The organism is Ellagibacter sp. (genome assembly GCF_048412355.1).
Taxonomy (GTDB): Bacteria; Actinomycetota; Coriobacteriia; order Coriobacteriales; family Eggerthellaceae; genus Ellagibacter.
Genome location: NZ_DBFSAP010000050.1, coordinates 26,931 through 40,082 on the forward strand (window position 1 = coordinate 26,931; position 13,152 = coordinate 40,082).

11 protein-coding genes are annotated in these 13,152 nt (G+C 62.0%); 8 read left to right on the plus strand and 3 right to left on the minus strand.

Translation table 11 applies throughout. The annotated features are described in order from the left end of the window. Positions 1-15 precede the first annotated feature (15 nt). Positions 16-306 (minus strand): hypothetical protein, encoded by a 291-nt coding sequence (locus ACMRQN_RS07775; protein WP_418734504.1) that lies wholly within the window; start codon positions 304-306, stop codon positions 16-18. 194 nt (positions 307-500) lie between these two features. Between ACMRQN_RS07775 and ACMRQN_RS07780 the strand changes: the two genes are divergently transcribed. Continuing rightward, complete coding sequence (locus tag ACMRQN_RS07780; RefSeq protein ID WP_418734505.1) at positions 501-881, plus strand: winged helix-turn-helix transcriptional regulator; 381 nt, start codon at positions 501-503, stop codon at positions 879-881. A 94-nt stretch (positions 882-975) separates the two neighbouring features. Here ACMRQN_RS07780 and ACMRQN_RS07785 read toward each other — a convergent pair whose 3' ends face one another. Further along, the gene (locus ACMRQN_RS07785; RefSeq protein ID WP_418734506.1) at positions 976-1,779 is read right to left on the minus strand and encodes a protein-ADP-ribose hydrolase; all 804 of its coding nucleotides are present in this window, start codon (positions 1,777-1,779) and stop codon (positions 976-978) included. Positions 1,780-1,968: 189 nt separating this feature from the next. Here ACMRQN_RS07785 and ACMRQN_RS07790 point away from each other — a divergent pair, with 189 nt between their 5' ends. The 6 genes from ACMRQN_RS07790 to ACMRQN_RS07815 all read left to right on the plus strand — a co-directional run bounded on the left by ACMRQN_RS07790 (position 1,969) and on the right by ACMRQN_RS07815 (position 10,439). Beyond that, positions 1,969-3,072, plus strand: coding sequence for a methyltransferase domain-containing protein (locus ACMRQN_RS07790; protein WP_418734507.1), 1,104 nt, complete (start codon positions 1,969-1,971; stop codon positions 3,070-3,072). A 75-nt stretch (positions 3,073-3,147) separates the two neighbouring features. Further along, positions 3,148-4,236 (plus strand): GTP-binding protein, encoded by a 1,089-nt coding sequence (locus tag ACMRQN_RS07795; RefSeq protein ID WP_296060458.1) that lies wholly within the window; start codon positions 3,148-3,150, stop codon positions 4,234-4,236. Positions 4,237-4,468: 232 nt separating this feature from the next. After that, positions 4,469-6,514 carry an arsenosugar biosynthesis radical SAM (seleno)protein ArsS gene (arsS, locus tag ACMRQN_RS07800; protein WP_418734508.1) on the plus strand — a complete coding sequence of 682 codons (2,046 nt, stop codon included), beginning with the start codon at positions 4,469-4,471 and terminating at the stop codon, positions 6,512-6,514. A 338-nt stretch (positions 6,515-6,852) separates the two neighbouring features. Beyond that, on the plus strand, positions 6,853-7,905 hold the full coding sequence (locus ACMRQN_RS07805; RefSeq protein WP_418734509.1) for a coiled-coil domain-containing protein: 1,053 nt from the start codon (positions 6,853-6,855) through the stop codon (positions 7,903-7,905). An 8-nt stretch (positions 7,906-7,913) separates the two neighbouring features. Beyond that, positions 7,914-8,777, plus strand: a complete 864-nt coding sequence (locus tag ACMRQN_RS07810; RefSeq protein WP_418734510.1) for a histidine phosphatase family protein — start codon at positions 7,914-7,916, stop codon at positions 8,775-8,777. 252 nt (positions 8,778-9,029) lie between these two features. Then, positions 9,030-10,439 (plus strand): L-cystine transporter, encoded by a 1,410-nt coding sequence (locus ACMRQN_RS07815; protein ID WP_418734511.1) that lies wholly within the window; start codon positions 9,030-9,032, stop codon positions 10,437-10,439. A 145-nt stretch (positions 10,440-10,584) separates the two neighbouring features. Here ACMRQN_RS07815 and ACMRQN_RS07820 read toward each other — a convergent pair whose 3' ends face one another. Beyond that, the gene (locus ACMRQN_RS07820; protein ID WP_418734512.1) at positions 10,585-11,319 is read right to left on the minus strand and encodes an N-acetyltransferase family protein; all 735 of its coding nucleotides are present in this window, start codon (positions 11,317-11,319) and stop codon (positions 10,585-10,587) included. A 629-nt stretch (positions 11,320-11,948) separates the two neighbouring features. Here ACMRQN_RS07820 and pheS point away from each other — a divergent pair. Beyond that, a complete protein-coding gene (gene pheS, locus ACMRQN_RS07825) occupies positions 11,949-13,031 on the plus strand; it encodes a phenylalanine--tRNA ligase subunit alpha (RefSeq protein ID WP_276996131.1) in 1,083 nt (360 codons plus the stop codon). Positions 13,032-13,152 lie beyond the last annotated feature (121 nt).

Here is a 13,152-nt window from a genome sequence, read left to right on the forward strand (position 1 = left end):
CTGCGTGCGGTCGAGCTAGGCAACTGCGTAGATGACGATGCTCGGGTCGGCGCTCCACGTGGGGGCAAGGCCGGTCGCGACGTCGTTTTTGAAGAGATCACTTTCCAGGTAGGCTTTCGCATGCTCGACGGAATCGAAGCCGTGCAGCACCTGGACGTCCTCGTCGCGGACGAGCAGGTCTTTGGTTAGCGCGCCTTCGATGGTGTCGAGGAAGGGCTGACGGTAGTCGGTGTACACCTTCACCGCGGCGGGGCGGTTCTCTTCGGGGATAGTCATGGTAATCTGGAGATATGCCTTAACGGTCATAGTGGCGTCCTTTCGACGGGGAAGTGTTCGTCTTTGCTCGAGCTGGCACTCAAGATACGGGGGCAACTCGTCGATTTGAAGACGTTCGCAAAAGATTAAGTCGCTCAATCTTTTTTGAGTAACTTGTACATTTGCCTGCGACTTGGCTAGGCTGTGCAACATCGAGGACGAGGGCAAATGCAAAGGAGAGGCTTATGGCGCGCAAACGCAAAACCGAAAAGGATATCCGCTGTCCGCTTGAATACGGGCTCGATGTGTTCGGCGGGAAGTGGAAGTCGCGCATCCTCTGCGTGCTGTCCGACGGGCCGCTGCGCTACGGCGTTGTGCGTTCGGAGATGTGCAACGTGACCGACGCCGCACTTTCGGGCGCGCTGAAAGACCTCGTGGAATCGGGGCTTATCCAGCGCATCCAATACGAGGAGATTCCCCCGCGAGTTGAGTATGCCCTCACGCCGAAGGGTGTGTCGGTCATTCCCGTGCTGCAGCATATCTGCCAATGGGCGGGGCTGTTCTACAAGGAAGACCCGGAAGCGTTCGACTTGCCCCGGTGTGAGCGCTGTGACTTCAAAAGCTGATGGGAGGGGCTTTTCGGGTGGGCAATCTACCTGCGCGAATCGCCGAAACGGACAAGGCAAAGCCCGCAGTTGACCACCAACTACGGGTTTGCCTCTATTCGCCGATGATCTCGCGATAGATTTGCTCATCTTTCTCGGTGTACACGTCGAAAATGACGTGCATATCGGCCTTGGGGTTGGCGTCAAGCCAGGCCCGCACCGTGTCGACGGCGATGTGGGCGGCTTCTTCTTGCGGGAACCCGAATACGCCGGTGGAGATGCAGCAGAAGGCGATGGACTTGCAGCGCCGCTCCGCCGCTGCGTCAAGGCAGTTACGATAGCTTGCGGCGAGGAGCCGCTTGTGCTGCTCGGTGGGCTTCCCATTTTCCACAATCGGCCCAACGGTGTGAATGACCAGGCTCGATGGCAGGTTGTACGCCGAAGTGACTTTCGCCTGGCCGGTAGGTTCCTCATGACCCTGCGCCCTCATGATCGCCGCGCACTCGATGCGCAGCTGCACGCCCGCAAACGTGTGGATCGCGTTGTCGATGCAGTAATGGCCGGGCACCCAGCATCCCAGGAGCTGGGAATTTGCGGCGTTCACGATGGCGTCTGCCGCCAGCGTGGTGATGTCTCCGCGCCATACGGCGAAGCGCGGATCGCTCGCACACGGGGGGATGAGCCCTGCGTAGGTGATGCCTTCCTCGTCGATAATCGCGTGCAGCAGTTTGTCCTGCTTGGCGAGGAACTCGCCGCTCACGTGCTCGGGCAGGCGTGTGTTGCACAGCGCGCGGAAAAGGTCCCACGCCTCGCCGAAGGTTCCGGGAATGGGGCAGGTCGCGAGCTCGTCGCCGGTGTTCGTGCGCTCTTCTTGCAGCTCGGTGATGAGGAAACGAAGATCTTCTTCGATGGTGGACATGGCGGGCTCCTTATCGTCGTTTGCGAAAATCCTATCATAAGCTGCGCGAAGAGGGTCGACTCACGCTGCCCTTGCCGCTCAAAAGCGTTTGAGCGGGCACAGCTTCCGTGTAAAGTGATAGACTGCATCTAGTATTAAATCGAAGCAGGTATCTTTGTTGATTCGAAGGATCGAGACCGAGGAGGTCGCATGGACTACCAGGCATACTATCGCAAAGTCGAAGACGGCAACTATCAGGCATACTACGACGCAATCGCCGCTGCCGAGCCGCGCGATCCGCAGGCGACCGCCCGCACGCGAGACGCGGACGGAACCATTCCGGGGCAGGCTCGCGAGCGCATGTTCAACATTGCGGGCGAGATCCAGAACACGTCGCGGGAGTTCGGCGTGCCCCTTCCGCCGCTTCTGGAAGGCTGCACGGTGGTCGATCTGTGCTGCGGCTCGGGCCGCGACACCTACCTCGCGGCGCAGCTCGTGGGGCCTGCGGGCAAGGTGATCGGCGTCGAGCCGAACGCCGTCCGCATGCGCATCGGCGAGAAGTATCTGGAAAAGGAGATGAAGCAGTTCGGCTACGATACCCCCAACGTGGAATTCCACGCTGGTTGCCCGGAGGATCTCTCTTTTGTCCCCGACGGCAGCGTCGATGTGGTCATCTCGAACTGCACGTTCAACGAATCCCCTGATAAAGCGCGCTATATTGCAGAGGTGCGACGCATTCTGCGGGAAGGCGGCGAGTGGTATTTCACCGATGTGTTCGCCGATCGTCGCATGCAGAGGGAAATCTCCGACAACATCGACAACGTCGCGCTCCGTCTGGGCGGCGCCATGTACATCAACGATTTCCGCCGCATCGCGCAGCAGCTCGGCTTCAACGATCCGCGCTACCTGATCACCAACAAGACGCCGGTGACCGAGAAGGAGGCTGCGCTGTTCGACGGCACGTCGTTCGCGACGATCACCTGCCGTTTGGTGAGCACTCCCTACACCTCCGACGTGTGCGAAGATTACGGCGAGTTCGTCACCTACAAGGGCGGCCTGCCCGATTTCCCCGACTACTTTCTGTTCGACAAGGACATCAAGTTTCCGGTGGGGAAGAGGCGCCATGTGTGCAACAACGTGACGAGCCTGGTCATCCCCGAATTCGGCGGGCGCTACGCAGCGGTGTTCGACTACGAGGGTAGCCGCGATCGCCATGCGGGCGACACCCATGGTGACCACATCATCAAGGTTGCGCCCGACTTTGACGGCGTTGTCGACGAAGACGACCAGCCGGTGCGCGTGTCTTGCTGCTAATACTGGTAGAATAGAAGGACTTGCAGGGGCCGCGCGGGAAGACGCGGCCCCAATCACGATAGAAGGAGCATTCACGTGGACAAGATCCGCTTTATGGTGGTGAGCGGCTTTTTGGGAGCCGGCAAGACCACGACCATGATCGCGCTTGCGGAATACATGGATCGCAACATTGGGAAGACGGCTATCATTGCGAACGACCTGGGCGCGAACCTCGTGGACACGAGCCTCACTCAAACGTCGGGCTGCACGGTCGCGGAGATCGGCAACGACTGCATCTGCTATCAGATGGACAACACGGTCGACCAGATTCGCCGCCTGCGCGACAAGGAAGGCGCCACGTTCGTCATGAGCGACATCCCCGGCTGCGGCGTCGGCGCGCTCGACCATGTGTACCACACGCTGCATGACAACAACGCCGACGAGTTCACCCTCTCGCCGTTCATGGTGATGGTTGACCCCGAGCGCCTGCGCATGATCATGCCCGAGCATGCCGATATCAACCTGCCCGAAGAGCTGGTCTACCTGCTGAAACTGCAGCTCGAAGAGGCCGATCTCATCGTGCTTAACAAAATCGACCTGCTCGACGAGCCCACGATCGAGCGCTACATGGGCTTTTTGCACGAGGCGTGCCCCGACATTCCCGCGATGAAGATCTCGGCCAAGGACAAGACCGGCATTCCCGAGCTGGCCGAGTACCTCACGACGCACGAGACTGCGCTCAAGAACTTCTCGGTGCGCAACAATCAGGAGTTTGCCGATGCGGAAGCGAAGCTCACCTGGTATAACCGCCGTCTGTACCTGAAGACGAAGGACGGTTCCAAGATCGACTGCAACGCGGTGGTCGACGACCTGATCGAGGGCATCCGCATGGGGCTCATCGAGCGCAAGCGGAACGTGCCGCACCTGAAGACGTTCGCGACTTCGGGAAACGGCGACTTCAACAAGGCGTCGCTCATCGGCGTGGACTACGACACCGAATACGCTCAGGAATTCCTGCGCGACCACAAGAACATGCGCATGATTATCAACGCCCGCGCCGTCTGCGAGTCGCGTCCGCTCGCTCGCCTCATGGACGACGCGCTCGACGAGGTGTGCGACAAGTACGATCTTGACTGCCAGGTGTTCTTCACCGAGTGTTTCGGCATGGCGGACGAAGGTCGGTAGCCCATTCCTGGTTGCGCGAAGGCCGCGGCAACGTTCAGTCGCTCAAACAGTCCTCGCTTCGCTGCGGAACTCGCTTCGTGAACGCCGCCGCGGCCTTCGCTTGGGAATGGCTACCATCTTAAAGAGGAGATTAATCGGTTGCTCGCGCAGGATGCCGAGCGGCAGGCATTGCCCGGCACTCAGGCGACATTGCCGGAAAGATGACTTGACCTGCGGGTTTTTGAGGGGAACAATGACAGACGAGAAGAACGACATTCGCGCTCAGGTGCGCGAGTATTACGGCAAGACGTTGGGCGGCTCCGACGACTTGAAGACCAACGCATGCTGCTGCGCGACCGAGCGTCCGCCGAAGTACGTGCTCGACGTGATGCCCGACATCGCCGACGAGATCGTCGAGCGCTTCTACGGGTGCGGCTCTCCGATTCCGCCGGCACTTACCGGCGCGACGGTGGTCGATTTGGGCTGCGGCACGGGGCGCGATGTGTACGTGCTCTCGAAGCTCGTGGGGCCGACCGGGCGCGTCATCGGCGTCGACATGACCCCCGAGCAGCTTGCCGTTGCGCAGAAATACCAAGACGAGCAGGCGGAAAAGTTCGGGTTCGAGCATTCTAACGTAGAGTTCAAGGCGGGCTTCATCGAGGACTTGGAAGAGCTCGGCATCGAAGATGGTACGGTTGACCTGGTGGTTTCCAACTGCGTAATCAACCTGACGCCGTTTAAAGACCAGGTGTTCTCCGAAATCTACCGCGTGCTGAAGCCCGGCGGCGAGCTGTACTTCTCCGACGTGTTCTGCGACCGCCGCATGTCCGACGAGCTGCGCGCCGACCCGGTGCTTCGCGGCGAGTGCTTGGGCGGCGCGATGTACATCGACGACTTCCGCCGCATGCTGGCAAAGCACGGCTGGAAAAGCTACGTGTGCACCGCGGTGGAGGATATCCACGTCTCCGACCTGGCGCTTGAGACGAAGCTCGGGTTCACGTCGTTCACCTCGCGCACGGTGCGCGCCATCAAGGCGGAGGGCCTGGAAGACGCCGAGGAGAACTACGGCCAGGTCGCGCGCTACCTGGGCGGGATGCCCGAGATGCCGCGCTACTTCGACCTGACCGAGGAGTTGCGCCTCATCAAGGGCCGCGAGTACGCCGTGAGCGGGAATATGGCGGCCATGCTCGAGCAGTCGCGCTACGGGAAGTACTTCGAGGTGACGCCTCGCGGCGCGCATCGCGGCGGGTTCGACCTCGCTCGCGCTCAGCAGGCGCTCGAGATGCGCCGCGGCAAGCGCAAGGCCGACCTCGACTATTTGAACGAGGCGTGCGAGCGCTGCGGCATTCCCTCGTTCTACGATCGCGTGAACCTGCCCGAAATCCTGCAGACGAACGAGCGACCCGCGACGATGCAGGTGAACATTACCTACGCGTGCAACCTTGCGTGCCGTCATTGCTTCCTGGAGTGCGGGCCGAAGAACACCGAGGTTATGTCGCGCGAGACGATGGAGCAGATCCTTGCTGCCTTCAAGACGGGCGGCTACAAGACGCTCGACGTGACGGGCGGCTCGCCTGAGCTGCACCCCGACTGCGAGTGGTTCTTGCGCGAAGGCGCCAAGCTCGCCGAGAAGGTGATTGTCCGCACGAACCTGACGCTCGAGGAGAAGCCGGAATACGAGCATTTCCTGGACGTGTTTGCTGAGGTGGGGGCCGATGTGTGCGTGTCGCTTCCGTATTTCGACGCCGAAAACGCCGACAACCAGCGCGGACGCGGCGTCTTCAAGCGCGCGGTCGCGAACATTCGCAAGCTCAACGAGCGTGGGTATGGGCGCGAGGGCGGCCCCGAGCTGGAAATCGTCTACAACGTGGCGGGCCCGTTCCTGCCGCCGCCGCAAGAGCTTCTGGCAGACGCCTATCGCGTGAAGCTGACCGAGCAGCAGGGCATCGACTTCAACGAGCTGTATGCCTTCAACAACTTCCCGCTCGGCCGTTTCGCGATGGATTTGGCGGACGCGGGGCTCACCGATGATTACCTGAAGCTGCTCCACGATAATTTCAACGCGTTCGCCGTGGGCAAGATCATGTGCCGCGATCAGGTGAACGTCGACGTCGATGGGCGCCTGTACGACTGCGAGTGCAACCATGTGCTCGAGATGCCCATCCAGCTCGATGGGCGTGACGCGACGATCGCCGACATTGTGGATGCGCCGCTTCCCCCGCGCGAGGTTCGCACGAACCCGGTGTGCTACAGCTGCGCTGCCGGCGCCGGTTCAAGCTGCGGTGGCTCGCTGATCTAGCGGAGGTGCCGAATCGTGCAGGCGGGCGGGCGCTTCGGCTTGCGCGGGCGGGATCGTCGCCTTGCGCAAGACGGCGCGCCCGCTCCCCGCGGTTTTCTGCGAACTTGGGCGCCCTCAAGGCTTATCGGCTTGCGGGGCGCTCATGTTGTTTGCGCTGTTTTACTTGCCAGGAGGGGGCTCTTTGGTCATACTGAATTTCGCAAGGCGTCCCGGAAGGGACGTTTTTCATGTGGCGAAGCAGTGCCGCATGCATTCTATTGGCCGTTGGAAGGAAATTGGTGGGAACGCACTTTAGTGCATGTGAACAGGTGAAACGCTGGGCCTTCGCAATGTGTGCGATGGCTTTGAGCGCCCTTCTCGCTGTGTCCCTTATTCCTGTGGCCGCGTTTGCCGACGATGTCTCCGATGCCCAGACGGCGCTTGATGCTGCTGAGGCGCAGATGAAGATCATCTCCGAAGAATACGACAAGATCAATGCCGAGCTCACTTCTATTCAAGGGCAGATCGATGCGACTGCCGCCGATGCCCTCGATGCCCAACAGGCGGTGATTTCAGGTCGCGAGACGCTGAGCAACGCCGCCCGCAGCGAGTACCGCTCGCCTTCGGCGGGGTCGATGCTCATGTTGATCTTGGGGTCGGCCTCTTTCGATGAGCTGACGCGCAACGTGGTGTACGCTGGCTCGATTCTCCAGGCGCAGGCCGACGAGGTGGAGGCGCAGAAGGACCGCGTCGCCAAGCTCGAGGGCATCACTGCCGAGCTGAACACCCAGAAGGATTCGCAGACGCGCGCTTTAGGCGAGCTTGAAAAGACGAAGCAGGAAGCGGCGGCCGTCGTTTCTCAGGCTCAGTCGCAACTGCAAAATGCCAAGGACGCGGAGGCCGATCGCCTTGCCGCACTCCAGACGCAGGCGGCGAACATGTCGAATTCCGGCTCGTCCGACCAGGGTGCGGGCGGGTCTTCCACGCAGGTTTCCGACAAGGCGAACACCACGGATCGTCAGGAAGTTGTGCCCGATTCTACGCCGGTTGAGCCCAACCCCGAGCCGGCGCCCGATTCTGGTGCTGGCTGGAAGACGGGCATCGCCTCGGCGTACGGCGGCTCGACCGACCCCTACACTCCCAATCCCGGCACGACGGCGACGGGCGATGTGTGCGACGATTACTCGATGGGTGTGGCAATCCCGATGGCATGGCCGAATTTCAGCAGCTATTTTGGCCGCACGGTGCAAATCTCCTACGACGGCATGACGGTGTACGCCGTCATCAACGACTGCGGCGGCATGGGCGGCGGCAGCCGTTCACTCGATTTGCAGCCCGGCGTATGGAAGGCCTTCGGGTATTCCTCCTGCGATGACTGGGGCCTTCGCACGGTGAGCTACCGTATTCTGTAGGGACCGAGATGATTGATTCCAACATGGTGCGCGGGGAAAACGGCGCGCGGGTTCTTGACAACTCGACTGCGCCCGCGGCCGATGGGCGTTTCACAGCTCCGCTGGGTGAAGCGACACCTGCCGCTGCGCCTTCCCCAAGCGGGGGCGCTCCCGTCACCTTCTACATCGTTCGCCATGGGCAAACGGAATACAACTTGAAACACCTGGTCCAGGGCTGGTGCGATGCTCCTTTGACCGAGGCGGGCGTTCGCGATGCGCGCGCTTGCGGCCGCGGTCTCGCCCGTGCGGGCGTCGAATTCGCGGCGGCTTATTCGAGCGATTTAGGGCGTGCTATGCAGACGATGGGCGAGTTGCTCTCGGCGCGCAGCGAGGTGGCGCCTGAGCTGGCCCTTCCTTCTCGCATATCAGATTCTCGCATCCGCGAATGGTGCTACGGCGACTTGGAGGCGCGCCCTGGCATGCTCATGCGCGATGTGCTCAACGAGGGATTTGGACGCGACATGCCCTTCGAGGAGCTCAATGTCCGCCTCCCGGAAACGGCGGGCGCCATCAAGCGCTGGGACGCTTCCGGCAAAGCGGAGGGTTGGGAGCAAATCAAGGCGCGGCTCGGCGGTTTCTATTGCGATGTGGCGCGCAAGGTGGCGCTCTCAGGCGGCGGCAACGTGCTCGTGGTGACGCACTCGTTCGTCATCCGCTCGACCATGTACCTGCTCGATCCCGCGCGTGTGAACGATCCCGTGAAGATCGAGAATGCAAGCGTCACAAAGGTGACCTGCGATGATGGTCTTGCCTGCGATGCGGGTGCGTTCCCCGGTGCCCTTTTCGCGCTCGGCGAGACGGGCTCGACAAGTTTTTTGGATTCACATCTCTAAGGGCATCGGCCGGAGCGGGCTATCTGACAGGCTCGCCTCAGTTGTTCCGCCCGCTCTGACGCGACCCTGCGCACGCCCGCGTAACTGCCGTGTCCTTTCCGGCTGCTCAGCGCGCTCTAGTGGACATCCCGCATCCCCTCGTTTTTAACCGACGGCATGCCCCGATTTCCTAGATTTCCTATTGAAACTGTAGGAATGAAGCGCGATAATAACCACCTGTTCAGTAGGAATTGTGCGTTGAAGGAGTATGCAATGTCATTCGAGGTGGGGGCGGCGGTTGCTGTCGTTTTAATCGTCTTCGCCGCATTACTTGCGGTGTTGAAATTCATGAAGAACAAGGGGCTGTCGTTCACGGTCCGCGTGTTCTCGGCGCTCGGCATGGGCATCGTGCTGGGCGTTGCCATCCAGCTGGCCTTGGGCCGCGGGTCCGATGCCGCGAAGTGCGCGCTCGACTGGATGTCGCTTGTGGGTACGGGCTATATCAGCCTGCTCAAGATGCTCGTGATGCCGCTCATCTTCGTGGCGATCGTCGGCGCGTTCACGCGAACGGAGGCAACGGAGAATCTGGGCAAGATTGGCATCTCGGTGCTCGTGGTGCTTTTGGGCACGGTCGCCATCGCCGCCGTGTTCGGCTGGGCCACCATCGCTTTCTCGGGTCTGGCCGGCGCCGACTTCACGCAGGGCACGGTCGATGCGTCGAAGATGGACGCGCTGCAGACGCGCTCCGACAAGGTGGCCGACACCACGATCCCGCAGACCATCCTGTCGTTCATCCCGACGAACGTCTTCTCCGACTTGGCCGGTACCCGCTCGACGTCGACCATCGCCGTGGTTATCTTCTCGGCTATCGTGGGTATGGCTTACTTGAAGCTTCGCAATCGCGACTCTGAGCAGGCCGATCTCTTCCGCCGCATCATCGATAGCCTCTACGGCATCGTGATGTGCATCGTGAAGATGGTCATCGGGCTCACCCCCTATGGCGTCATGGCGCTCATCGCGAACGTCATGGCCACGAGCGATTTCGCGGCAATCGTCGATTTGGGCAAGTTCATCATCTTCTCGTATGTGGCCATTATCGCGATGTTCGTCGTGCACCTGGTCATTCTCGCGGCGAACCGCGTGAACCCCGTCACATACCTGAAGAAAGCGTTCCCCGTGCTCTCCTTCGCGTTCGTATCGCGCACGAGCGCGGGCGCTCTGCCCATGAACATCGAGACGCAGTCGAAGGCGCTCGGCGTTGACGAGGCCACGGCGAACTTCGCGGCGAGCTTCGGGATGTCCATCGGGCAGAACGGCTGTGCGGGCATCTACCCGGCTATGATGGCCACGCTCATCGCGCCGACGGTCGGCATCAACGTGTTTGACCCGATGTGGGTGGTCATGCTGATTGCCATCATCGTAATCAGCTCGTTCGGCGTGGCAGGCGTTGGCGGCGGCGCCACGTTCGCAAGCCTCATCGTGCTCGGCACCATGGGCCTGCCGATCGAGATCGTGGGCCTTATGGCGTCGGTCGAGCCGCTCATCGACATGGGCCGCACCGCGCTCAACGTGAGCGACTCCATGGTCGCGGGCGTTACGTCGGCGAATGTGAACAAGACGCTCGATCGCGAGATGTTTGCGAACCCCGAGGCGCGCATCAGTGGAGCTGCTGCTGAGGAATAGAGCTTTCTGGAAAACGTGCGCGTGCTATCAAGCGCGGATGCGGGCCCGTGAGGCTTGCATCCGCGTTTTTTCATGCGAGCTGCGTGCGGGGAAAGGTCGCGGCGCGGGTTTCAACTGCAGGGCTGCCCTTTTCTTCCCGTGCGCGCTACAGTCGCAGCCTCTCCTTTGCTTGCGCGATGACCTCGCTCACCTGGTCGGGGTGCGCGCTTGCGTATGTGGGGAAGGGCGCGGGCGGCGTGGGCGCGTCTTCGAAAGGGGCGATTTCGCGTACGTACCAGGAGACATCGTGCCACGCGCCGCAGGTGAAACCCGCGTGCGGCTGTGTTCCCATGAGCGCGAACCCGAACGCGCGGTGCAAGCGCTCGCTTGCGGGGTTGGGGGAGGTTACCACGCCGTAGACCGCCTTTATGCCCGTAAGGCGCAGAAGCTCGATAAGCGCGGCGTACAGGCGGCTTCCCACGCCTTGGCCCTGCGTGGTGGGCGCAAGGTAGACGGAAAGCTCGGCGTTCCATTGGAAGGCGATGCGCTCGCGCAGCTCATGAGCGTAGGCGAACCCGACGATGCGGCCGCCCTCCTCGGCGACGAGGCAGGGGTACTTCTCGCAGATCTCGGCGATGCGCTCGCGGTATGCCTCGCAAGAGGGGGCTTCTTCCTCGAAAGTCACGGGCGTATCGACGAAGGGGGCGTACACCGCGCGGATGCCGTCCGCGTCGTCGGTCGAGGCCAGGCGGATGTGCAGCTGCGGGCTTGCGAGCGTGCGGTCGGCAGTGGAAGCCTTCGGGCTTTCGGGCGCACATCCGCAAGCGGACGCACATCCCCTCGCGCTATCGGGCGCACTCTTCCGCCCGGCGGCAGAATCGCACAAGGACGCATCGCGCATGAAAAGGGCTCCTTCCCGAGCAATCGGACAGGAGCCCATGGTAGCACGCATCTGTTTCGGCGGCCTTTCGTGCGCGCCGAATTCCCCTCTATGTTGGCTTCGGTTGTCCTACGTTGGGGTCTGCTGCTTCCAGAGGTTGTCGCGTTCGCCCCTTTGCCGGGCCGCTCCTCGCTCCTCGCGTTTCGCGTTGTGGATTTTCCCCATGGCGGGCGGTCCTTGCGCTATACTCTCTCCCACATGCGATAACGAAGACAGCGCACGTACGGCGAAGCTTCCAGAGATGGGGTTCATCGGCTGAAAGGCCCCAAGCGACGCGGCGTGCGATTCCCTTCCGAGCAGCGCGCCTGAACGCGGACGCGGGGTTATCCCGCGAGACGAACGAAGTAGGGTGCGACGGTTTGCCTCCGTCATCAGGCGAAACGAGTGGATGCCTCTCGGGCGGCGCAGCGGGTCGCGCTGTCGGGGGAAGGTATCAACCAGGGTGGTACCGCGAGGGCTTGTCTCTCGTCCTTGGAAATGAAGGCGAACGCGAAGGCGGCGTCTTCCAGGGCGAGATGGCAAGCCCTTTTTTATTGGCGGAGCGCCCTTTGGGCCAGGTGGGGCGCTCGATACGAGAGGTGAAGGTGATTATGGCGATCACGGACGAGCTCGCGCAACTGCGTGAGCAAACCCTTGCGCGCATCGCGGAAGCCGACACGTCGGCGGCGCTCGAGAGCGTGCGCGTGGCGGTGCTCGGCAAGGCGGGCACGCTTACGGGCTACCTGCGCGGCATGGGCAAGGTCGCGAAGGAAGAGCGCGCCGTCGTCGGCAAGACGGTCAACGAGGTGCGCAACGTGGTGGAAGAGGCGCTTGAAGCGCGCAAGAAGAAGCTCGCAGCAGCCGAGATGGAAGCCGCGATCGACGCAAGCGCCGTCGACGTCACGCTCCCCGGCCGCGCGCAGCAGATGGGCACGCGCCATTTGATCAACGCGATCACCGACGAAGTGTCGGAAATCTTCCTTGGCCTGGGCTATACGGTTGTCCACGGCCCCGAGGTTGAGACCGATTACTACAACTTCGAGGCGTTGAACGCCCCGAAGGACCATCCGTCCCGCTCGATGCAGGACACGTTCTACGTACGCGATCTTTCGGGTGAGGCGTCGTCTGTGCGCGGCGAGTCCGACGTGCTCCTGCGCACGCAGACCTCCGGTGTGCAGGTGCACGTGATGGAGGACCAAAAGCCGCCGATCTACATCATCGCGCCCGGCAAGGTGTATCGCCGCGACGTGGCCGACCCTTCGCATCTTCCGCAGTTCACCCAGATTGAGGGCCTGGTCATCGACAAGGGCATCTCGTTCGGCGACCTTAAGGGTACGCTCGACTATTTCTGCAAGCAGATGTTCGGGCCCGATCGCAAGACCCGCTTCCGCGCGCACTACTTCCCGTTCACCGAGCCCTCCGCCGAGGCCGACGTCTCCTGCGGCGTGTGCGGCGGCACGGGACATCTGCACGACGGCGAGCGTTGCCGCATGTGCAAGGGCACGGGCTGGCTGGAAATCCTCGGCTGCGGCATGGTCGACCCGAACGTGCTCACCATGTCGGGCATCGATCCGGAGGAGTATTCCGGCTTCGCGTTCGGCGTCGGCGTCGAACGCGTGGCGTGCCTGAAGTACAACGTGCCCGACCTGCGCATGCTTCTCGAAGGCGACATGCGCTTCCTGCGCCAGTTCTAAATGTAGGACCGCGTTTGAGCTCGGCCGACGTACGCCATGCTCAAACAGTCCTGACTCGCACGAACAGCCCACTGGGCTGTTCGGCTCGTGCGGAACTGCGCGTGGCGCACGCCTGCCGAGC

Bases quoted from the DNA above. Each gene is read 5' to 3' on its own strand.
- ACMRQN_RS07785 (WP_418734506.1), bottom strand. From the start codon at position 1,779: ATGTCCACCATCGAAGAAGATCTTCGTTTCCTCATCACCGAGCTGCAA.
- ACMRQN_RS07805 (WP_418734509.1), top strand. From the start codon at position 6,853: ATGGCTTTGAGCGCCCTTCTCGCTGTGTCCCTTATTCCTGTGGCCGCG.
- pheS (WP_276996131.1), top strand. From the start codon at position 11,949: ATGGCGATCACGGACGAGCTCGCGCAACTGCGTGAGCAAACCCTTGCG.
- ACMRQN_RS07815 (WP_418734511.1), top strand. From the start codon at position 9,030: ATGTCATTCGAGGTGGGGGCGGCGGTTGCTGTCGTTTTAATCGTCTTC.
- ACMRQN_RS07780 (WP_418734505.1), top strand. From the start codon at position 501: ATGGCGCGCAAACGCAAAACCGAAAAGGATATCCGCTGTCCGCTTGAA.
- arsS (WP_418734508.1), top strand. From the start codon at position 4,469: ATGACAGACGAGAAGAACGACATTCGCGCTCAGGTGCGCGAGTATTAC.
- ACMRQN_RS07820 (WP_418734512.1), bottom strand. From the start codon at position 11,319: ATGCGCGATGCGTCCTTGTGCGATTCTGCCGCCGGGCGGAAGAGTGCG.
- ACMRQN_RS07775 (WP_418734504.1), bottom strand. From the start codon at position 306: ATGACCGTTAAGGCATATCTCCAGATTACCATGACTATCCCCGAAGAG.
- ACMRQN_RS07790 (WP_418734507.1), top strand. From the start codon at position 1,969: ATGGACTACCAGGCATACTATCGCAAAGTCGAAGACGGCAACTATCAG.
- ACMRQN_RS07810 (WP_418734510.1), top strand. From the start codon at position 7,914: ATGATTGATTCCAACATGGTGCGCGGGGAAAACGGCGCGCGGGTTCTT.